This window comes from Photobacterium kishitanii, assembly GCF_003026355.1.
In the GTDB taxonomy this organism is placed as follows: Bacteria; Pseudomonadota; Gammaproteobacteria; order Enterobacterales; family Vibrionaceae; genus Photobacterium; species Photobacterium kishitanii.
The window spans coordinates 122,306-145,549 of the sequence record NZ_PYON01000006.1; the positions used below are offsets into that span (position 1 = coordinate 122,306).

The following is a 23,244-nucleotide window of genomic DNA, read 5'->3' on the forward strand; positions in this document are numbered from 1 at the left end:
TGATTGATTATGAAAATTATTATTGCTCCTGACTCATACAAAGAAAGCCTGACCGCAATGGAAGTGGCTACCGCGATTGAAGCCGGTTTTCGTCAAGTAATGCCGAATGCTGAATACATTAAGCTACCAATGGCTGATGGCGGTGAAGGCACTGTCCAATCCTTGATTGATGCCAGTAACGGCACAATTGTTCATCATCCAGTGACCGGGCCTTTAGGCGAACAAGTACAAGGCTTTTTCGGCATTATGGGTAACGGTAAAACAGCAGTAATAGAAATGGCAGCAGCATCAGGATTACACCTTGTTAGTCCTGAGCAACGTAACCCAATGCTTACCACCAGCTATGGTACTGGTGAGTTGATCTTAGCTGCGCTTGAGCAAGGGGTTGAACACATTATTGTCGGTATCGGTGGCAGCGCCACTAATGACGGTGGTATCGGTATGGCACAGGCACTTGGCGTGCAACTGTTAGACAATAACGGCCAATCTTTGGGTTTTGGTGGTCAAGCTCTAGCACAGCTAGCAACGATAGATATCAGCCACATCGATCCGCGTCTAGCAACCATCAAACTTGAAGTAGCATGCGATGTTGATAACCCTCTTTGTGGTGCAAAGGGAGCCTCTGCGGTATTTGGCCCCCAGAAAGGTGCGACGCCTGCAATGGTTACCGAACTCGATCAAAATTTAGCTCACTATGCCGCTATTATTGAACGCGATTTAGCGATTGATGTTAAACATATGGCGGGAGCGGGTGCTGCTGGCGGTATGGGGGCGGCGCTATTAGGTTTATTTAAAGCCCAATTACGCTCAGGGATCGAGATAGTGATCGATGCGGTTAACTTAGACGCGATAGTCAAAGATGCCGATCTAGTGATCACTGGCGAAGGCCGTATTGATAGCCAAACTATTCACGGTAAAACGCCCATTGGTGTCGCTCGCGCAGCCAAGAAATTTAATAAGCCAGTGATCGGTATTGCTGGTTGTTTAAGCCAAGATTGTGGTGTGGTTTATGAGCATGGAATTGATGCCGTATTTAGCGTTGTTCCAGCTGCAATTAGCCTAGAACAAGCCTTTAAAGACGCTGCGATCAATGTTGAATTAACCGCACGTAATGTCGCTGCAATGTATTGTTTAGGCCGTTAATCGACATATTCGCTAATATTTACATTCAGCCAATAAAAACGCCGCGAATATTCGCGGCGTTTTTTATAACACTAATAGCAACGTCAATTAGACCGGCTGCTGAATAATGACCTCATCAGCTTTATTAGTGTAATCAGCCATGCGATCAAAATTTAGATAGCGATAAGTATCAGCGGCAGTTGCATCAATTTGCTTAGCATAAGTTAGGTATTCATCCATGGTTGGAATGCGACCTAAAATGGCACCTACTGCTGCTAATTCCGCTGATGATAAGTACACATTAGCGCCATTACCTAAACGGTTAGGGAAGTTACGGGTTGAAGTCGACATCACCGTTGCTTTGTCTTTTACGCGTGCTTGGTTACCCATACACAATGAGCACCCAGGAGTTTCAACTCGTACCCCAGCACGACCAAAAATACCGTAATAACCTTCTTCGATCAGTTGATCACGATCCATCTTAGTTGGCGGTGCAACCCATAAACGGGTATCTAATTGACCACCAAATTTTTCTAACAATTTACCCGCGGCACGAAAATGACCAATGTTAGTCATACATGAACCAATAAAGACTTCATCAATCGCAGTACCTGCAACATCGGAAAGTAAACGCGCATCATCAGGATCGTTTGGCGCACATAAAATAGGCTCTTTAATATCCGCCAGATCGATCTCAATCACATGCGCATATTCAGCATCTTTATCTGCGCTCATTAGCTCAGGATTAGCTAACCACTCTTGCATCGCTGTAACACGACGCTCAATAGTACGGCGATCACCATAGCCTTCAGCGATCATCCATTTCAGCATCACGATATTTGAATTTAAATATTCAGTGATTGATTCAGGTGACAATTTCACCGTACAACCTGCGGCACTGCGCTCCGCCGATGCATCTGAAAGTTCAAATGCTTGCTCAACGGATAGATGCTCGACCCCTTCGATCTCAAGTACACGCCCTGAGAATTCATTGATCTTGCCAGATTTTTCAACCGTTAATAGCCCTTGCTGAATCGCAAAATAAGGAATTGCATGCACTAAATCACGTAGTGTGATCCCTGCTTGCATCTCACCTTTAAAGCGCACCAAAATAGATTCTGGCATATCCAGCGGCATCACTCCTGTTGCAGCAGCAAACGCCACCAAACCAGAACCGGCAGGGAATGAAATACCTAATGGGAAACGGGTATGTGAATCACCGCCAGTACCGACAGTATCTGGCAATAACATCCGGTTAAGCCATGAATGGATCACGCCATCTTTAGGGCGCAACGCCACGCCACCACGATTCATAATAAAATCAGGCAAGGTATGGTGAGTATTGACATCAATCGGTTTTGGATAAGCCGAAGTATGACAAAAAGATTGCATAGTAAGATCGGCAGAAAAACCTAAACACGCTAAATCTTTAAGCTCATCACGGGTCATTGGGCCAGTAGTATCTTGCGAACCAACCGTGGTCATTTTCGGCTCACAGTAAGTGCCAGGGCGAACGCCTTCAACACCACAGGCTTTACCAACCATCTTCTGGGCTAAGGTATACCCTTTACCGCTGTCTTCAACCGCAACGGGGCGACGGAACACATCAGAGGTAGGTAAGTTCAATGCTTGACGGGCACGATCTGTTAAACCACGACCAATGATCAATGGAATTCGACCACCAGCACGCACTTCATCAATCAGAACATCGGTTTTAAGTTTAAAGGTTGATACTAATTCATCGCTACCGTGACGACGTACTTCACCTTTAAATGGATAGACATCAATCACATCACCCATCGCAAGCTTAGTAACATCAACTTCAATCGGCAGTGCACCAGCATCTTCCATGGTATTAAAGAAGATCGGTGCGATCTTACCGCCAAGCACATAGCCACCGGCGCGCTTATTAGGTACATAAGGGATATCATCCCCCATAAACCACAGTACTGAGTTAGTCGCCGACTTACGCGAAGAACCCGTACCAACCACATCACCAACATAAACCAGCTGATGACCTAGCTGTTTTAGCGCGTCAATTTGAGTAATTGGACCAATAGTGCCAGCTTGATCTGGGGTGATCCCTTCACGCTCAATTTTCAACATTGCTAATGCGTGCAGTGGAATATCTGGTCGCGACCATGCATCCGGCGCAGGAGATAAGTCATCGGTATTAGTTTCACCGGTGACCTTAAAAACAGTTAAGGTAATTTTTTCAGCAAGAGCAGGTTTAGATAAGAACCACTCGGCATCAGCCCAAGACTGCAGCACTTGCTCGGCAAAAGCATTGCCTGATTTGGCTTTTTGCTCAACATCATAAAATGAATCAAACATCAGTAATGTATGTGATAACGCCGTCACTGCAATTGGGGCCAGTTCAGCATCATCAAGTAATGCAATCAACGGCTCAATATTATAACCACCTTGCATAGTGCCTAATAATTGCGCCGCTTTTGCTTTGCTAACCAATGGCGATTGGGTCTCGCCAGTCGTGATCGCAGCTAGAAAACCGGCCTTAACATAAGCGGCCTCATCGACTCCCGGTGGGATACGGTTTTCTAATAAATCCAGTAATACCGCTTCCTCACCTTGCGGTGGGGTTTTTAATAGCTCAATCAGAGCGGCAACCTGTTCTGCATTTAGCGGCTGGGCAACAACCCCTTCAGCCGCACGTTCTTCGACGTGTTTACGGTAGGCTTCAAGCACGACATATTCCTCTTATATTGGCTCGACTATAGCGTCGAACATCCTTGGAAGTTGAATGATCTCTCTCTGATCAATGATTGACGTTTAATCCATACCTTACGTCTTCGCTGTTAATCAGAGATCAAAACTGTTAAATACCATATCACTTTTAACCTAATTTTAAAATGAGTCGATGTTTTACAACATTCACAAATTTGTAAGTTTGTTGCACTCGTCGCGGTTAATTTTTCATCATTATCAAATCTCAGCCACAAAAAAAGCGCCTATCAGGCGCTTTTTAATTAACCGAGCAAGTTAAGCGAGAATTACTTCTTACGCTTTACTGCTTTTGCATTTGGAAGGTCAGTGATTGAACCTTCAAATACTTCTGCTGCAAGGCCAATTGACTCATGCAATGTTGGGTGAGCGTGAATAGTTAATGCAATATCTTCTGCATCACAACCCATCTCGATCGCTAGACCGATTTCACCGAGTAATTCACCACCGTTAGTACCAACGATAGCACCACCGATAACGCGGTGAGTGTCTTTATCGAAGATCATCTTAGTCATACCATCAGCACAATCAGATGCGATTGCACGACCAGACGCAGCCCATGGGAATGTTGCAACTTCGTAGTTAATACCTTCAGCTTTTGCTTCTTTCTCAGTCTTACCTACCCACGCAACTTCTGGCTCAGTGTACGCAATTGAAGGAATTACTTTAGGATCGAAGTAGTGCTTCTTACCAGAAATAACTTCTGCAGCTACGTGACCTTCATGCACACCTTTGTGAGCAAGCATAGGTTGACCAACAACGTCACCAATCGCGTGAATGTGCGCTACGTTAGTACGTAGTTGCTTATCTACATTGATAAAGCCGCGCTCATCAACATTGATACCCGCTTTCTCAGCATCAATAAGTTTACCATTTGGTACACGGCCGATAGCCACTAGCACTGCATCATAACGAACAGGCTCAGCTGGTGCTTTCTTGCCTTCCATTGATACGTAGATACCGTCTTCTTTCGCTTCAACTGCTGTTACTTTCGTTTCTAGCATTAAGTTGAATTTCTTAGAAATACGCTTAGTGAAGACTTTAATGATATCTTTATCAGCAGCAGGGATAACTTGATCGAACATTTCAACAACGTCGACATCAGAACCTAGTGCGTGATAAACCGTACCCATTTCAAGACCAATGATACCGCCGCCCATAACAAGTAACTTTTCAGGTACTTCTTTCAGCTCTAGCGCATCTGTTGAATCCCAAATACGTGGGTCTTCATGTGGAATGAAAGGTAGCTTAATTGGGCGTGAACCCGCAGCAATAATTGCATTGTCGAATGTTACTGTCGTTTGACCGTCAGCGCCTTCAACAACGATTGAATTAGGACCAGTAAATTTACCGTAACCGTTAACCACGTTAACTTTACGCATCTTAGCCATACCGCCAAGACCGCCAGTAAGTTGGGTAATTACTTTATCTTTCCATAGACGGATTTTATTAATATCGGTTTGTGGCTCACCGAAAATCACGCCATGTTCAGCCATCGCTTTTGCTTCTTCAATAACTTTCGCTACGTGAAGTAGAGCTTTTGATGGAATACAGCCGACGTTAAGACATACGCCGCCTAGAGTATTGTATTTTTCGATTAGAACCGTATCTAGACCTAAGTCTGCACAACGGAATGCCGCAGAATAACCTGCAGGGCCTGAACCCAACACCACTACCTGGGCTTTAATTTCTTTGCTCATCATGACCTCGTTGTAAGTCTTTTATCCCTAACAGGCTATCAGCTATGCTGTACTTTTTTAATGCTAAATTTATTATCAAACTGATTAACAAGTTTACAGACCTGTTAACAACATGAAAAATAAATTACCGCAGCCTGTGAGCTAAACAACAATTCCATGCCTACTCAGCGTAGGCATGGCGTTGTGGATGTGAAACCTTATAGTACCAAACGGCGGATGTCTGATAGACAACCATTTAGGTAAGTAATGAAACGTGCACCTTCAGCACCATCAATCACACGGTGATCGTATGATAGTGATAACGGAAGTTGTAGACGCGGTTCAAACTCTTTACCGTTCCATACTGGCTTCATTTCAGACTTAGATACACCAAGGATACCTACTTCTGGTGCATTCACGATTGGTGTGAACGCAGTACCACCTAAGCCACCTAGGCTTGAGATAGTGAAACAGCCACCTTGCATATCAGATGCAGTTAGCTTACCAGCACGTGCTTTCTTAGAGATAGTCATTAGCTCTTCAGAAAGCTCGTAAATACCTTTCTTGTTCACGTCTTTAAATACAGGAACAACCAAGCCATTCGGGGTATCTACCGCGATGCCGATGTTGATGTATTTCTTCAGAATCAAGCTCTCGCCATCGTCAGATAGTGAAGAGTTGAATGAAGGGAACGCTTCCAATGCTTTCGCAGCAGCTTTAAGAATGAACACAAGTGGCGTGATCTTCATGCCAGAGTCTTTCTTCGCTTCGATAGCGTTTTGGTCTTTACGGAATGCTTCAAGCTCAGTGATATCAGCATTATCCCACTGTGTAACGTGCGGGATCATTACCCAGTTACGGTGTAGGTTAGCGCCAGAGATCTTCTTAATGCGAGAAAGAGGCTTAACTTCTGTGTCACCAAACTTGCTGAAGTCAATCTTCGGCCAAGGTAGTAGACCCAATGCTGCGCCGTCGCCTTTACCTGAAGCCGATGCTGCTGCACCAGACTCAAGACGCTTAAGTGCATCTTTAACGAAGCTTTGTACGTCTTCTTTAAGAACGCGGTTCTTACGGCCAGTACCTTTAACTTTCGCAAGGTTAACACCAAACTCACGTGCTAGACGACGAACAACAGGTGATGCATGTGCATAATCGTTGTTTTCTTCAAAGTCGCCAGTTGTCGCTGCTGGAGCAGATGCAACTGGTGCTGAAGCTGGAGCTGCTGCTTGAGCTGGTGCTGCAACCGCTACTGCAACAGGTGCTGCGCCAGCAACTTCAAATACCATGATCAATGAACCAGTAGAAACCTTGTCGCCAGCGGCGATTTTGATTTCTTTGATAGTACCAGCGAAAGGTGCAGGTACTTCCATTGATGCTTTGTCGCCTTCAACAGTAATTAGAGATTGCTCTTCTTCTACTGTATCGCCAACAGCTACCATGATTTCAGTAACTTCAACTTCATCACCGCCGATGTCAGGCACGTGAACATCTTTAGCTGCTGCAACAGCTGGAGCCGCAGCTACAGGTGCTGCAGCTTGCGCTGGAGCCGCTGCTGGTGCAGAACCCGCAACTTCAAAGATCATCACAAGTGAGCCAGTTGACACTTTATCACCCGTTGCGATTTTGATTTCTTTTAGTACGCCAGCAAACGGTGCAGGTACTTCCATTGATGCTTTATCGCCTTCAACAGTAAGTAGTGACTGCTCTTCTTCGATGCTGTCGCCGATAGCAACCATGATTTCAGTTACTTCAACTTCATCACCGCCGATGTCAGGCACGTGTACTTCTTTAAGTTCAGCCGCTGCTGCTGCAACAGGCGCAGCAACGGGTGCCGCTTCAGCGACAGGAGCTGCTACTGCAGCGCCTTCAGCTTCAAAGATCATGATCAATGAACCAGTAGAGACTGTGTCACCAACAGCGATTTTAATTTCTTTAACAATACCCGCTTGTGAAGCAGGCACTTCCATTGATGCTTTATCGCCTTCAACAGTGATCAGTGATTGTTCTTCTTCAACCTTGTCGCCAACGCTAACAAGAATCTCAGTTACTTCAACCTCATCCGCACCGATATCTGGTACATTAATTTCGATTGCCATTATATTTGCCTCTTACGCGTATAGCGGGTTGATCTTGTCTGCGTCAATGTTAAATTTAGCGATTGCTTGAGCAACAACAGAATTCTCGATATCACCACGTTTTGCCAATTCAGAAAGTGCAGCAACAACAACGTAGCCTGCATTAACTTCAAAATGACGACGTAGGTTTGCACGGCTATCTGAACGACCGAAGCCATCAGTACCAAGTACTTTAAATGACTCTGAAGGCATGAACGCGCGAACTTGTTCTGCGTAGTTCTTCATGTAGTCAGTCGCAGCGATTGCAGGTTCAGTACCCATAACCGTTGTAATGTAAGCTACTTTCTGCTCAGCTTCAGGGTGAAGCATGTTGTAACGCTCTGCATCTTGACCGTCACGAGTCAATTCATTGAATGATGTTACTGAGTAAACATCAGATGCTACGCCGTAATCTTCACTTAGAATTTGTGCCGCTGCGCGTACTTCATTCATGATAGTACCAGAGCTCATTAACTGAACTTTAGACTTATCACCAGCGTAAGACTCAAGCTTGTAAATACCCTTACGAATACCTTCTTCTGCGCCTTCTGGCATACCAGGCATCGCATAGTTTTCATTCATTACTGTTAGGTAGTAATAAATGTTCTCTTGGTTCTCACCGTACATGCGACGAATACCGTCTTGCATGATAACCGCTAGCTCGTAAGCAAACGTTGGGTCATAAGAGATACAGTTAGGTACAGTGTTAGCCATGATGTGTGAATGGCCATCTTCGTGCTGTAGACCTTCACCGTTCAAGGTTGTACGACCTGCAGTAGCACCTAATAGGAAGCCACGTGCTTGTTGGTCACCTGCCATCCACGCCATGTCGCCAACACGTTGGAAGCCGAACATTGAGTAGTAGATGTAGAATGGAATCATTGGTAGATCGTTGGTGCTGTAAGATGTTGCAGCAGCAACCCAAGAAGCCATTGAACCTAGTTCGTTGATACCTTCTTGCAATACCTGACCTGAGTTTGCTTCTTTGTAGTAAGAAACAACGCCACGGTCTTCTGGAGTGTAAGTTTGACCCGCTGGGTTGTAGATACCCACTTGACGGAATAGACCTTCCATACCAAATGTACGTGCTTCATCACAAATGATTGGCACGATGTTCTTACCGATATTCTTATCTTTCAATAGAATATTTAGCGTACGAACGTAAGCCATAGTGGTAGAGATTTCACGCTTTTGCTCAACAAGCAATGGTGCAAATTCTTCAAGCTCAGGTACTTTAAATTCTTGAGTGAACTTAGGGTTACGCTTAGGCGTATAACCTAGTAGTGCATCACGACGAGCGTGCAAGTAGTTATACTCTGCAGAACCTTGTTCAAGCTCTAGGTAAGGCAATGATTTAATTGCTTCGTCAGAGATAAGGTCTTGTAGGCCTAAACGATCGCGTAGGTATTGAACATGAGTCATGTCCATTTTCTTCACGCCGTGAGCAATGTTTTTACCTTCAGCTGCTTCACCCATGCCGTAACCTTTAACAGTTTTAGCAAGGATTACAGTTGGTTTACCTTGAGTCTCTTTCGCATTCGTAAATGCAGCAAATAGTTTTGATGAATCGTGGCCGCCACGTTTCAGTTCAAAGATTTGCTCATCAGTCATATCAGCAACAAGTGCTGCAGTCTCAGGGTACTTACCAAAGAAGTTCTCACGTACGTAAGCGCCATCTTTAGATTTAAATGTCTGGTAGTCACCATCGATAGTTTCGTTCATTAACTGAAGTAGTTTACCGCTAGTGTCTTTTGCTAGTAGTGAATCCCAGTTGTTACCCCAGATCACTTTAACCACATTCCAGCCTGCACCTTTAAATAGGCCTTCTAGCTCTTGAATGATCTTACCATTACCCATAACTGGGCCATCTAGGCGCTGTAAGTTACAGTTGATAAGGAAACATAGGTTATCTAGCTTCTCACGTGCAGCGAAAGAAATCGCACCGCGTGATTCTGGCTCATCCATCTCGCCGTCACCTAGGAACGCGTAAACACGTTGCGCTGAAGTGTCTTTAAGACCACGGCCTTCTAAATATTTAAGGAAACGTGCTTGGTAGATCGCAGAAATAGGACCTAGACCCATAGATACCGTCGGGAACTGCCAGAATTCAGGCATTAACTTAGGGTGTGGGTATGAAGGAATACCTTTGCCATCAACTTCTTGACGGAAGTTATCAAGTTGCTCCGCAGTCAAACGACCTTCAACGAATGCACGAGAGTAGATCCCTGGAGAGATGTGACCTTGGTAATAAACCAAATCGCCGCCATCAACGTCATTAGGTGCTCGGAAGAAGTGGTTAAAACATACTTCATAGAAAGCAGAAGCAGACTGGTAAGAAGCCATGTGGCCGCCTAGGTCTAAATCTTTCTTCGAAGCACGCAATACGATCATGATTGCGTTCCAACGAATAATAGAACGGATACGACGCTCTAGCGTAATATCACCTGGGTAAGCAGGCTGTTGCTCCGCAGGAATCGTATTAATGTAATTTGTGTTGATGCCAGTGGCCATATCAACGCCATCTAAACGTGCTTTGTCCAATACTTGCTCTAGTAAGTACTGGGCGCGTTCAACACCTTCTTCACGGACTACTGATTCAAGAGCTTCTAACCAATCTTGAGTTTCCAGTGCATCCACGTCACTCTTCATGACTTCAGACATGCGATCTATCCTTTCGTTATAATCTACTAAACTAACAATGTCGCGACTTGCAAATGGCCTTTGGCTGATAAAGAACCCTAGTCAAGCCCGTCCTTGCGTTGTTGAATTCGACGGAGAGAGCGTTCACGTCTGCTATCTTCTCGCGATAAATCCAACAAAGTCTCCTCAATGTAAGCCAAATGTGCGTGGGATGCTTCACGTGCCTTTTCTGGCTGTTTAGAAACAATCGCCTCAACAATATTGGCTCGATGCTTACTAACCTTATCCACCACCTCTTGGCGACGATTAAGGTGTTCAAAATTCTGTAGTACGTTTTGTTCCAACAACGGCGCTAAACTGCGAATAATATGGAGTAACACCACATTATGCGCTGACTCTGTGACCGCAATAAGATATTGCATCACTGCGGCTGCTTCAGCGGCTAAATCGCCTTGCTGTTGGGCTTGTTGAATGCACACATGACAATCTTTAATTCGATTAAAATCATCATCATTACCACGCAGGGCCGCATAATATGCCGCTAATCCCTCTAGCGCATGGCGTGCTTCGACTAAATCTAATTGTGTTTCTGGGTGAGCAGCCAATAAATCTAATAACGGCTCAGAGAAACTTTTCCACAAATCATCGGTGACAAATGTGCCACCACCTTGACGACGAGTCAGTAAATGTTTGGCTTCTAAGCGTTGAATCGCCTCTCGAACCGAAGGACGAGAAACATCAAATTGTTTTGCCAATTCGCGCTCTGGAGGCAATTGTTGTCCGGGCGATAACGTCCCCTCGACAATCAAACACTCAAGCTCTTGCTCGATAGCATCACAAAGTTTAGGTTGGCGAATACGTTTATACGTCATTATGATTAACGCTTCTTATAGTCAATCTGATTCATAACAAAACTAACAATACGGATAATTGGTATTACCAATTTACTGACGAGGAAAGTTTACAGAAATAATCGCGAAAGTCCACATTCAACTTGATTGAAATCATAGAATGCGGCTCGTTTAACAAAAAACACACATCAGCATCAACTAACGCCAACAAACGTAATTAGATTAAGATACAGTCAGTACTTGAAAACAACCTCTAACCAACCAAAGCAAACCTTTGCTTCGCTTTTTTTATCAACAATATAATGAATAAATAACCGCTTAAAGCTGACTTTTATAACTCAGCCAATTAAACACTAATCCCGGATCTGTTTTACGCCCAGGCGCAATAAATTCATGCCCCGTTACTCGCTGGCGAGTAATAGCAGGATAATGCTGCATAATTTTTTTACTGAGTGCCGTTAGCGTCTGATACTGATTGCTGGTAAAGGGTAAATAATCGCAACCTTCAAGCTCAATCCCAATCGAATAGTCATTACATTTATCTCGCCCTTCAAAACAAGAAACACCGGCATGCCACGCACGAGCATTAAATGGCACAAACTGAATAATACTGCCATCACGACGGATCAAACAGTGAGCCGAAACGCGGAATTGATGAATTAATGCGAAATAAGCATGTTCATTCGGATCGAGCTGGCCAGTAAACAGTTGCTCAATGTAAGGCCCACCAAACTCCCCCGGTGGTAAGCTGATGTTATGTACCACTAACAATGAAACTTCATCATCAGGACGCGGATCACAAAATGGCGATGGCACTTGCTTAACGTTATCGAGCCAATGGTCGCTGTTAATAGTTAGGGTCATATCAACCTCAGAGTAAAGAATAGGTATCGAGTATCGAGTATCGAGTATCGAGTATCGAGTATCGAGTATCGAGTATCGAGTATCGAGTATCGAGTATCGAGTATCGAGTATCGAGTATCGAGTATCGAGTATCGAGTATCGTAGAAAAAACTAAAACTATCCCCTTGTAAATAGTGACGGAAAAAAATATTCCACACCGTATCCCGCTCTTCCTCGTCCCTGCTTTCCCTCGCCCCTCGAAAACTGAATCTATTCCCTGTATGCTTTGGTTATCACTCGCGGTAACTCGATTACCGGCAAACTCATGCAATGGATACGACATGACAGCTATGGAACATAAACACGACAGCACCGCCCGCCTCGCTTACCTTAAACAACAACTGCCACTAGAAATCACCCGTGCCGTTGCTGATACGCTACGGGAAGATTTAGGCGGCGAGATCGATGCCAGTCGCGATATTACCGCGAATTTAATTGCTGCTGACAGTATCAGTACCGCCACCATTATCACCCGTGAATATGGGGTGTTTTGTGGTCAATTATGGGCAGATGAAGTGTTTGCTCAATTAGGTGGCGAAGTGATGATTGAATGGCATGTTAGCGATGGCGAAGTGGTTAAGCCTAATCAAGTTTTGTGTACCCTCAACGGGCCGTCGCGAGTGCTGCTAACTGGCGAACGTAATGCGATGAACTTCATTCAAACCTTGTCAGGCTGCGCGACCTTAACCGCAGAATATGTTAACCAGCTGGTTGGCACTAACACCCGTTTACTAGATACCCGCAAAACGGTTCCCGGTCTGCGCAGTGCGCTTAAATATGCGGTTAGTTGTGGTGGTGGTTTTAATCACCGCATTGGGGTATTTGATGCTTATTTAATTAAAGAAAATCACATCATGGCTTGCGGTGGGATCGATAAGGCAATTGCCACGGCTAAGCAACTAAACCCCGGCAAACCGGTTGAAGTTGAAACCGAATCGTTAGCTGAATTAGAACAAGCAATAGCCGCTGGTGCCGATATTATTATGCTGGATAATTTTAGCCTAGAGATGATGCGTGAAGCAGTAAAGATCAATGCTGGTCGTGCCGCGCTAGAGAATTCTGGCGATATTACCCTGAGCAATATTCGTGAATGTGCGTTAACTGGGGTAGATTATATCTCGGTTGGCGCATTGACTAAGCATATACGCGCAATGGATTTATCGATGCGGTTTAAATAGGACATAGGTTTCGAGGGGCGGGGTTTCTAGTTTTCGAGGAAGATCAATTTTTCTTACACCAGCCCCGTCATTCCCTACAGCGAGGTTACGAGCGAGATAGGGAATCTACCTTCCACGCGTTGCCAAATTTATGTTTTCAGTGGCGTATTTAAGGCTCAATCACGTGGTGAGTAGATCCCGAATAGCTCGTACCTCACTTCCGAGATGACGGATAATAACCTCACTCGCCCTTCCTGACTTCTCGTTCCTTGTTTCTACTCGTTACTCGCCTCTGCTTTTCCTTGTCCCAACCCTCCTCGCTACGCTTAATCTCGCTACTCGTCCCTTCTTTCTGCGCCCTAACTCCAGTTCTATTTTGCAAGCGCTGCAACAACCCCATAAATAATTCAGCCTGTGCCGAGCAATCCTTTGCACCTTATTCAATCAATATCCTAAGCCTTTTATCCTACTGTCATTGCACTATCCCTTTTTGATTCGCAGCGGGCGAATTACACTTTCAAGGAATGGAAAATGAACAAGCAACAAGGCTTTACCCTGATTGAATTGATGATCGTCGTAGCGATCATCGGTGTGTTATCAGCAGTCGCAATTCCAGCTTATAAAAACTACGTCACCAAAAGTGAAGTTGCGTCAGCAATGGCAACCATGAAAGCATTAATTACCCCATTAGAAGCACGTATACAAGAAAAAGGCTTTGAGGGAACACCTTCATATTCTTTAGCTGATATTGGAACTAACGCAAATGCCAATCCATTAGGTGCAATTACAGATCCAGCATCAGTGACAAGTGCTGCATCATCTTTAATCTTTACTTTCGATGCAGATAGTTCAGTTAATGGTAAAAAAGTTACTTTTCAAAAAAATGCAGCATCAAATGGAGTATGGACTTGTATCCAAGATACAGGTGTAGAAATTAAAGGCTGTCCAGCAAGCTAATGCAAACCAACCTCGCCTCGATCCTGTTCCAAGCGGAGTTAATCAGCCGCGAACAGGAACAGCAAATCGTCGAGTCAGTAACGGCGGAAAGGATCAATGTCCCGACCGCCATTACTCGATTGGGGATCATGGCGGATGATGAATTAGCACGTTCACTATCGCATCTGTTCAACCTCGATCGGGTTGATGCCCACCACTATGACTTTCAAGGCTGTTGCCAAAGTGTCTACCAACGTGAGTTAGTCTTGCGTCATCGCGTATTACCACTGGCACAAGATAATAACACCCTGTTTGTTGGTCTGAGCGATCCTACCAATGTCGATGCTCAAGATGAGTTTCGCTTCGCCATTGGTAAGAATGTTGAACCCTTATTATTAGATAATAAACAGCTTGAATCCGCGATTCGGCGAGTTTATGGCAGTGACATTGGTGATGTTAGCCATAGCCGCCAAATCAGCGATGAAGATCTGGGTAACTTAATTGATATTCACGATGGTGAAATCGATGATGGTACGGATTTAAGCCAAGATAGCGCCCCTGTCACTCGCTATATCAACCAAGTCTTAATGGATGCCCTGCGCCGTAAAGCATCTGATATTCACTTTGAACCCTATGAAACCAGTTATCGAATTCGTTTTCGCTGTGACGGCATTTTGCACCAACATTTAACCCCACCTTCAAGTTTATCGCGGCGGTTATCAACCCGTTTAAAAGTGATGTCAAAACTCAATATTGCCGAGCGTCGTCAACCACAAGATGGTCGTATCAAACTTAAGCTCTCGGAATCGCTGGCAATAGATCTGCGGGTATCGACACTACCCACCTTGTGGGGGGAAAAAGTAGTGCTGCGTATTTTAGACAGCTCCAGCGCCAGCTTAAATATTGATATTTTAGGTTATAGCGACGCCCAAAAGCAGGCCTACTTAACTGCGCTCCAGCGCCCGCAAGGGATGATTTTAATGACCGGTCCAACGGGCAGTGGCAAAACCGTGTCGCTATATACTGGCTTAAGTATTTTAAACACCGATGAGCGCAATATTTCCACCGCTGAAGATCCGGTCGAGATCAACCTTCAAGGGATTAACCAAGTGCAGATCAATAATCTTGCCGGACTTGGATTTGCCGCAGCACTACGAGCATTTCTGCGCCAAGATCCTGATGTGGTGATGGTGGGTGAGATTCGGGATTTAGAAACTGCAGCAATTGCAGTAAAAGCGGCCCAAACTGGGCACTTAGTATTATCGACTCTGCATACCAATTCAGCCGCGGAAACCATTACCCGCTTAACCAATATGGGGATTGAAGATTTTAATCTCGCCTCATCCTTAAGTTTGATTATTGCCCAACGGTTAGCACGACGTTTATGTTGCCACTGTAAGCGACCACATCTACTTGATGATCTCACTTGTGAGCGACTAAAGCTCCCCATCAACACCCGCGTTTATCAAGCTCATAAAGAAGGCTGCGATGATTGTAATAAAGGTTATGTCGGTCGCGTCGGTATTTATGAAGTGATGCCATTTAGTCGCGAAATTGCCGCAGCCTTAATGCAACACGCCACCAGCTTGCAGTTAGAAGATATTGCTGCCAGCCAAGGCATGCAGCGGCTGCGAGAATCAGGGGTCGATAAACTGGTTGAGGGCATTACTAGTCTCACTGAATTACAGCGAGTATTGCAACTTTAACTTAGCCCGCCATACAACTTGGGTATTAACACTAATACCTTTTCCTATCATTCAATTAAAGAGAATTGATTATGGTTGCTGCCACTAAAATTCGTTACTACCAATGGCGTGGCATCAATCAAGCCGGACGTAAAGTCTCTGGTGTCACGATGGGATATCAAGAACAAGAAGTGCGCTACCAACTCACAGAACAAATGATCAATGTTAAAAAGATCAAGCGCACTACCCCAGGAACGTTAAGCCGACTGCGTAACCAAATGAAGCCTGAAGATGTCACTATGGTAACGCGCCAGTTATCAACCATGGTCGAATCAGGCGTACCAGTAGTACAAGCATTAACCTTAATGGCTAACAGCCACCATAAAGCAGAAATGCGCGCCACCTTAACTCAAATAACCACTCAAGTTGAAGCGGGATCATCGCTCTCTAAGGCAATGCGATCCAGTTCGCCATTGTTTGATAAATTCTATTGCGACTTAGTTGATACTGGCGAGCAAACCGGTCATTTAGGGCAAGTGTTCGCCCGTATTGCGGTTTACCGTGAAAAAGCCGAAGCGATGCGCAAAAAGGTCATTAAAGCGATGATCTACCCATCAATGGTATCGATCACCGCCGTATTAGTCACTGTACTAATGTTGGTGTTTGTTATTCCCCAATTCGCGGCTATTTTCAGTGGTTTTGGCGCTGAACTGCCGTGGTTTACTCGCCAAGTGATGAAAGCTTCTGATTTTCTGGTTAACTACGGCAGTTACCTTGGGATTGGAATAGTGGGGGTGGTGATGTTGTGTCGCTATTGTTATCAACATTATTACCGCTTTCACTATCGTGCTGACAAGCTCAGTCTTAAAATACCGCTGTTAGGTGATGTGTTACTTAAAGCGACTATCTCTCGTTTTGCTCGCACCCTTGCCACCACTTTTAATGCCGGCATTCCATTATTGACTGGGATTCAATCAGCAGCTAAAACCAGTAATAACATTTATATCGAACAAGCGATTGATGAGGTCTACAACAGTACTGCAGCAGGAATGCCGCTATATTTAGCCTTACGTCAAGCTGATGTTTTTCCAGAATTAATGCTGCAAATGGTAATGATTGGTGAAGAATCTGGCGCACTTGATGATATGCTAAATAAAATGGCACAATTATACGAAGATGATGTCGATAATACCGTCGATAACCTTGGTCAAATTCTGGAGCCATTTATTATCATCATTCTTGGTACCATTATCGGTGGTTTATTAGTCGCGATGTACATGCCTATCTTTACGCTAATGAGCGTTATAGGGTGATCACAACTCAATCAATAACCATGACGTTAAAGGTTAATACATGCATTTTTTAGAGAGCACTTCATGGCTGTATTGAGTTATTACCCGTGGTTATATCCACTATTTGCAACAATATTTGGTTTATTGATCGGCAGCTTTCTCAATGTGGTGATTTATCGACTACCGATAATGATGGAGCGCCAATGGCGTCAAGAATGTCATGATTGTTTTCCTGAATTAGATAATCCTCAGCATCATGATCCAGCCCCGTTTAACTTAAGTGTCCCCCGTTCACGGTGCCCGCATTGTAATCATGCCATCAGTGCGCTGGAAAATATTCCTCTAATTAGTTGGTTAGTATTAAAAGGCAAATGCCGCGAGTGTCAGGCACCGATCAGTAAACGCTATCCTGCAATTGAACTACTCACCGCCATCATTAGCTTAACGGTCGCGCTAGTGTTACCACCGACATGGTGGGCTGTTGCTGTTCTCGGCTGTAGCTTTGCACTTATCGCACTGACATTTATTGATATCGATAAAATGCTACTGCCGGATCAAATCACGCTGCCACTAATGTGGGCTGGTATTTTATTAGCGGTCATCGGTATCAGTCCGATTTCATTAACCGATTCGATTATTGGTGCGATGACGGGTTACTTATCGTTATGGTCGATATTCTGGGCGTTTAAACTACTGACTAAAAAAGATGGCATGGGGTACGGTGATTTTAAGCTGTTAGCCGCTATCGGCGCTTGGGTTGGCTGGTCATTATTACCGTTTGTGGTGTTGCTTTCTTCACTTGTCGGTGCGATATGCGGCATTATCATGCTGCGAATCAAGCATGAAGATCAACAAACGCCATTCTCTTTCGGACCATACCTTGCTGTCGCTGGCTGGATTGCTATTCTATGGGGCGAGCCAATCTTACATTGGTATGTTACTTCATATTTAGGATTCTAATTAATGGCAGTTGTGATTGGTTTAACGGGTGGAATTGGTAGCGGTAAAACAACGGTGGCTAACTTATTTGGCGACTATGGGATTGATTTGATCGATGCTGACATCATTGCCCGTGAGGTAGTGGCCATCGGCAGCATCGGCTTAGCACGCATCACTGAAAAATTCGGTGATAGCATACTGTTTGCAGACGGAAATCTTGATCGAAGCCAATTAAGAGCGGCTATATTTAGTGATCCACACCTCAAAAACTGGCTCAATCAACTGCTTCATCCATTGATCCGTGAAAAGATGTTAGCTGATATAGATCGTGCTCGTTCGCCGTATTGTCTGCTTATCGTGCCGTTAATGGTAGAAAATAACCTTCAAACCATGACCGACCGATTACTGGTGGTTGACGTTGACCAACAAACACAGATAATGCGTACCCAACAGCGTGATAATGTATCGCTTGAGCAAATAAAAAGTATTCTTTCAGCGCAAGCGTCACGCCAGCAACGGCTCGATGCCGCCGATGATATCATTTGTAATAACGGTGATAATCAGGCACTGTTGACTCAAGTCGCTCAGCTACACCAACATTATCTCGCACTCGCACAGGCCGCGAAATAACGCTCAGCGTGCATTCATTATTCTTTTTGGCTTCCACTGGTTTCCGTTATGCAAATACATCGCTATGAACATCCACTGAATGAAAAAGTGCGTATTTATCTGCGCCTAGAACACTTACTTAAACAATTACATGACAGCAGCGAACTTAGCGATCCATGGCAATATACGATTTTCTTTAATGCCTTATTTGATCTGCTGGAATTGATTGAGCAAATTCCGGTTAAAACCGATCTCGCCAAAGCACTCGATAAACAGAGCACTAAATTAAAAGCATGGTTAGATTATGATGGTGTTGATCCGACTGCGATTGAATCATTACTCAATGACATGAGTCACGCTCAGAAAAACTTATTAGCGGCACCACGTTTAGGCCAAAGCCTACGTGAAGATCGTTTTCTAAGCTCGATTCGACAACGGTTCTCTATTCCTGGCGGCACCTGTAGTTTTGATCTGCCAGCGTTACATTACTGGCGTCAATTACCACTTGAAGAACGTCAACAAACCACCCAAGCGTGGCTTGATCAATTATCTGAAGTTGATCAAGCATTAAGCTTATGGCTACATTTGGTTCGCCAGTCTGCTCAATATCAACCGCAGTCTGCACATAATGGCTTTTTCCAGAATGATGCGAGCTTATCGTGTTTACTTCGAGTTGAAATCGATGCAAGCTATGGGGTTTATCCTGTGGTATCAGGCCATCGTAGCCACTTCTCTATTCGGTTTTCACCTTATGAAGACGGTTCGACAGTAGCAACGAATATCGACTTTAAATTAGCTATTTGCTGAGGTGACTATGTCGCAATCTCAACCTACTGTGGTGAAATGCCCAACGTGTAAAACTGATGTGGTCTGGGGCGAACAAAGTCCATATCGCCCTTTCTGCTGTAAACGCTGCCAATTGATTGATCTTGGTGAGTGGGCTGATGAAGAAAAATCCATTGCTGGCGCACCAGATATGTCTGATGCCGATGGTTGGTCTGAAGATAATTACTAAATCTTTCTAGTGCTATTTAGAAACCTATTGCTGATAAGGGCGAGTCAATGTTCACATTAGCTCGCCCTTTTTTAATGACTAAATTTTTAATAACTCGATTTTATTCAGGTACTGACTTATGACCAAAAAACGCGTTTGGATCGCTGCGGGGATCATTTTAAATTCAGAACAAGATCAGATATTTATCACTCGTCGTGATGCCAATGCTCATCAAGGTGGGTTGTGGGAATTTGCCGGTGGTAAAGTGGAGGCTAATGAAACCGCAGAGCAAGCAGTAATACGTGAACTTAACGAAGAAATTGGCATTCAAGTTACCACGCTAGCACCGTTAATTAGCCTCGCCCATGATTACCCAGATAAAGCATTACAGTTCGATTTCTTTGCTATTACAGCATTCACCGGTGAAGCCTGCGGTAATGAGGGTCAAGCTGGAGTATGGGTAGCAATTAATGAGCTTAATCAATATCCATTTCCTGAGGCGAATGCGGCAGTACTGGCGAAGATCGTTGAGGTGTATGGGGGATAACGGAATAAGTTATCCCGAAAATTGAGGCACGAAATTATTTGGGATCTACTCACAACGAGCTTGAGCCTAAAAGATACCAGAAATAATATTAACGCTACGGCGTATAGATAGTAGATTTCCTATCTCGTTCGTAACCTCACTGTAGGGAATGACGGTAGTTTTCTTACACTGAAAATAATAACCATAAAAAAAGGTCGCTCGAAAGCGACCTTTTTTGTTACAGCTTAACGGTGATCTTAGTCGATCTTACCGTGACACTGCTTGTATTTCTTACCAGAACCACATGGACAAGGCTCATTACGGCCGATCTTACGCTCTTCGCGCTCAAACGTACCTTGATGGCTATCGTCTTCTGCTTGAGATGACTCATCGACAATTTGGTTGTCAGCATCCTGATGTTGGAACTGTTGACGACGTGCTAGCATTTCTGCCATTTGACGACGCTCTTCTTCCATACGATCAACTTCTTCCTGCTGTTGTACTCGTACCTTACTTAAGATAGAGACTACATCACTCTTCAAGTTATCTAACATCTCTTCAAACAATTCAAACGACTCGCGCTTGTACTCTTGTTTAGGGTTCTTTTGTGCATAACCGCGTAAGTGAATACCCTGACGAAGATGATCCATCGCTGCTAGGTGTTCTTTCCATAACGTATCAAGGTTTTGCAGCATTACTGTTTTTTCAAAGTTACGTAGTACTTCCGCACCAACAACTTGTTCTTTCTCACGGTAAAGCTCAAACGCTTGTTCGATAATTCGCTCACGTAACGCTTCTTCATAAAGCTTATCTTCAGTATCCAACCAATGCTTAATCGGTAGTTCTAAATCAAAGTCTTCTTTTAGACGCGCTTCTAGGCCTTCAATATCCCACATTTCTTCTAGCGATTGCTGTGGAATATAGTTATCAATAATTGCATTCAACACGTCTTCACGGTTGTGCTCAATCATCTCACTGATATCGTTAGCATTCATTAGCTCATCACGTAGTTCATATACTACCTGACGCTGATCGTTAGCCACATCGTCAAATTCAAGCAATTGCTTACGAATATCAAAGTTACGTCCTTCAACTTTACGTTGCGCGTTCTCGATAGCTTTTGATACCCATGGGTGCTCAATTGCTTCACCTTCTTCCATACCTAGCTTCTTCATCATGCCTGAAACACGATCAGAGGCGAAGATACGCATTAGGCCATCTTCCATTGAAAGATAGAAGCGTGAAGAACCAGCATCACCTTGACGACCAGCACGACCACGTAGCTGGTTATCGATACGACGAGATTCATGGCGCTCAGTACCAAGAATGTGCAAACCACCTGATTCTAATACTGCATCATGCTTAACCTGCCACTCAGCACGGATCTTAGCAATTTGCTCTTCCGTTGGGTTGTTAAGTTTTTCAACATCCGTTTTCCATGAACCACCCAACATAATATCGGTACCACGACCGGCCATATTAGTTGCAATAGTTACCGCGCCTGGCGCACCCGCTTCGGCGATAATATCGGCTTCTTTCTCGTGGAATTTAGCGTTTAATACGTTGTGCTTGATACCGGCTTTTTTAAGTGCGTTTGATAGCATCTCTGATTTTTCAATCGAAACCGTACCCACGAGACATGGCTGACCGTTTTTAACACGCTCAGTAATATCTTCACTGATCGCTGCGAATTTCTCCGCTTCAGTCATGTAAACTAAATCACCATTATCGATACGTGCCATTGGACGGTTAGTTGGTAGTACTACCGTATCTAGGTTGTAAATAGATTGGAATTCAAACGCTTCAGTATCAGCTGTACCTGTCATACCAGATAACTTCTCGTATAGACGGAAGTAGTTCTGGAAAGTAATAGATGCCAAAGTTTGGTTTTCATTTTGGATCTTAACGCCTTCTTTCGCTTCAACAGCTTGGTGAAGACCTTCAGACCAACGACGACCTGGCATAGTACGGCCAGTGTGCTCATCGACAATGATAACTTCATCATCTTGCACAATATAATCGACGTCTTTTTCAAACAACACGTGCGCACGTAAACCGGCGTTAACGTGGTGTAATAAACTAATATTAGCCGGAGAATACAGAGTGTCATTCTCAGCCATAATGTCATTATTGATTAACAACTCTTCGATGAATTCTTGACCCGTTTCAGTAAAGTGCGCTTGCTTAGACTTTTCATCAACGGTGTAGTGACCTTCACCACGGTAATCAGCACTGTCTTCTTTATCTTGACGCACCAACAACGGGATCAGCTTGTTCACTTTGATGTACATCTCAGAGCTATCTTCAGCAGGGCCTGAGATAATCAATGGTGTACGCGCTTCATCGATTAGAATTGAGTCAACTTCATCGACAACCGCAAAGAAACGCTCACGCTGAACGCGATCTTCAGGGCGGAATGCCATGTTGTCACGTAGGTAATCAAAACCAAATTCGTTATTAGTTCCGTAAAGTATATCTGCTGCGTAAGCTTCTTTCTTCGCTGGCGGAGACATATTCGGTACGTTAACACCGACAGTCATGCCAAGGTATTCAAATAATTCGCGGTTAGTTTCGGCATCACGCGCAGCAAGATAGTCGTTCACAGTAACAATGTGAACACCTTTACCGGTTAAAGCATTAAGGTATGACGGCAATGTTGCTGTAAGAGTTTTACCCTCACCGGTACGCATTTCGGCAATTTTACAGTCATTTAAAACCATACCGCCAAGTAGCTGGACGTCAAAGTGACGCATGCCATAAACACGTTTTGATGCTTCACGAACAGTCGCGAAGGCTTCTGGTAGTAGTTGATCTAGCGTTTCGCCTTGATCTAAACGCTCACGAAATTCAGCTGTTTTTGCTTGCAGCTCATGATCTTGTAGGCTTTCAAACTGAGGTTCTAGCTTATTGATTTGATCAACAATTTTGCGCATACGACGCAGAGTGCGGTCGTTACGGCTACCGATAACTTTAGTCAGTAGTTTTGATAACATGGTGATGCCGTTTTCTCTTTGTTATATCAGCGTTTCTATTGCTGAATCGCTTAATTCGGGTT

At 44.3% G+C, this 23,244-nt stretch carries 17 protein-coding genes; 10 read left to right on the forward strand and 7 right to left on the reverse strand.

Annotated features, from left to right (window positions below; translation table 11 throughout):
* Nucleotides 1–9 precede the first annotated feature (9 nt).
* A complete protein-coding gene (locus tag C0W29_RS09045) occupies nucleotides 10–1,143 on the forward strand; it encodes a glycerate kinase (protein WP_045044924.1) in 1,134 nt (377 codons plus the stop codon).
* Between the two features lie 87 nt (nucleotides 1,144–1,230).
* On the opposite strand, the gene acnB is transcribed toward C0W29_RS09045, so the two are convergent.
* From acnB to ampD, 6 genes are all read right to left on the reverse strand, one after another.
* Nucleotides 1,231–3,828: a bifunctional aconitate hydratase 2/2-methylisocitrate dehydratase gene (gene acnB / locus C0W29_RS09050; protein ID WP_045042585.1), complete on the reverse strand. Its 2,598-nt coding sequence runs from the start codon at nucleotides 3,826–3,828 to the stop codon at nucleotides 1,231–1,233.
* 305 nt (nucleotides 3,829–4,133) lie between these two features.
* A complete protein-coding gene (gene lpdA / locus C0W29_RS09055) occupies nucleotides 4,134–5,564 on the reverse strand; it encodes a dihydrolipoyl dehydrogenase (protein WP_036793236.1) in 1,431 nt (476 codons plus the stop codon).
* Between the two features lie 197 nt (nucleotides 5,565–5,761).
* Nucleotides 5,762–7,639, reverse strand: coding sequence for a pyruvate dehydrogenase complex dihydrolipoyllysine-residue acetyltransferase (gene aceF / locus C0W29_RS09060; protein WP_045044925.1), 1,878 nt, complete (start codon nucleotides 7,637–7,639; stop codon nucleotides 5,762–5,764).
* Nucleotides 7,640–7,651: 12 nt separating this feature from the next.
* The gene (gene aceE, locus C0W29_RS09065) at nucleotides 7,652–10,318 is read right to left on the reverse strand and encodes a pyruvate dehydrogenase (acetyl-transferring), homodimeric type (RefSeq protein ID WP_036793234.1); all 2,667 of its coding nucleotides are present in this window, start codon (nucleotides 10,316–10,318) and stop codon (nucleotides 7,652–7,654) included.
* Between the two features lie 77 nt (nucleotides 10,319–10,395).
* Entirely contained in the window at nucleotides 10,396–11,169 is a 774-nt protein-coding gene (pdhR, locus tag C0W29_RS09070; protein ID WP_045042583.1) for a pyruvate dehydrogenase complex transcriptional repressor PdhR, read from the reverse strand.
* Between the two features lie 297 nt (nucleotides 11,170–11,466).
* The gene (gene ampD, locus C0W29_RS09075; RefSeq protein WP_045042582.1) at nucleotides 11,467–12,012 is read right to left on the reverse strand and encodes a 1,6-anhydro-N-acetylmuramyl-L-alanine amidase AmpD; all 546 of its coding nucleotides are present in this window, start codon (nucleotides 12,010–12,012) and stop codon (nucleotides 11,467–11,469) included.
* Nucleotides 12,013–12,341: 329 nt separating this feature from the next.
* Here ampD and nadC point away from each other — a divergent pair, with 329 nt between their 5' ends.
* From nadC to mutT, 9 genes are all read left to right on the forward strand, one after another.
* Complete coding sequence (nadC, locus tag C0W29_RS09080; RefSeq protein ID WP_045044971.1) at nucleotides 12,342–13,229, forward strand: carboxylating nicotinate-nucleotide diphosphorylase; 888 nt, start codon at nucleotides 12,342–12,344, stop codon at nucleotides 13,227–13,229.
* A gap of 510 nt (nucleotides 13,230–13,739) precedes the next feature.
* Complete coding sequence (locus tag C0W29_RS09085; protein WP_045044926.1) at nucleotides 13,740–14,165, forward strand: pilin; 426 nt, start codon at nucleotides 13,740–13,742, stop codon at nucleotides 14,163–14,165.
* Entirely contained in the window at nucleotides 14,165–15,850 is a 1,686-nt protein-coding gene (pilB, locus tag C0W29_RS09090) for a type IV-A pilus assembly ATPase PilB (protein WP_045044927.1), read from the forward strand. Before C0W29_RS09085 ends, pilB begins: the two co-directional genes overlap by 1 nt.
* 71 nt (nucleotides 15,851–15,921) lie before the next feature.
* Nucleotides 15,922–17,142, forward strand: coding sequence for a type II secretion system F family protein (locus C0W29_RS09095; RefSeq protein ID WP_045044928.1), 1,221 nt, complete (start codon nucleotides 15,922–15,924; stop codon nucleotides 17,140–17,142).
* Nucleotides 17,143–17,205: 63 nt separating this feature from the next.
* Nucleotides 17,206–18,081 carry a prepilin peptidase gene (locus tag C0W29_RS09100; protein ID WP_045044929.1) on the forward strand — a complete coding sequence of 292 codons (876 nt, stop codon included), beginning with the start codon at nucleotides 17,206–17,208 and terminating at the stop codon, nucleotides 18,079–18,081.
* Between the two features lie 3 nt (nucleotides 18,082–18,084).
* A complete protein-coding gene (gene coaE / locus C0W29_RS09105) occupies nucleotides 18,085–18,690 on the forward strand; it encodes a dephospho-CoA kinase (RefSeq protein ID WP_045044930.1) in 606 nt (201 codons plus the stop codon).
* A 48-nt stretch (nucleotides 18,691–18,738) separates the two neighbouring features.
* On the forward strand, nucleotides 18,739–19,476 hold the full coding sequence (gene zapD, locus C0W29_RS09110) for a cell division protein ZapD (protein WP_045042577.1): 738 nt from the start codon (nucleotides 18,739–18,741) through the stop codon (nucleotides 19,474–19,476).
* A gap of 7 nt (nucleotides 19,477–19,483) precedes the next feature.
* Nucleotides 19,484–19,684, forward strand: a complete 201-nt coding sequence (yacG, locus tag C0W29_RS09115) for a DNA gyrase inhibitor YacG (RefSeq protein WP_036793225.1) — start codon at nucleotides 19,484–19,486, stop codon at nucleotides 19,682–19,684.
* A gap of 118 nt (nucleotides 19,685–19,802) precedes the next feature.
* A complete protein-coding gene (gene mutT, locus C0W29_RS09120) occupies nucleotides 19,803–20,210 on the forward strand; it encodes an 8-oxo-dGTP diphosphatase MutT (RefSeq protein WP_045044931.1) in 408 nt (135 codons plus the stop codon).
* A gap of 236 nt (nucleotides 20,211–20,446) precedes the next feature.
* On the opposite strand, the gene secA is transcribed toward mutT, so the two are convergent.
* The gene (gene secA / locus C0W29_RS09125) at nucleotides 20,447–23,182 is read right to left on the reverse strand and encodes a preprotein translocase subunit SecA (protein WP_107174187.1); all 2,736 of its coding nucleotides are present in this window, start codon (nucleotides 23,180–23,182) and stop codon (nucleotides 20,447–20,449) included.
* Nucleotides 23,183–23,244 lie beyond the last annotated feature (62 nt).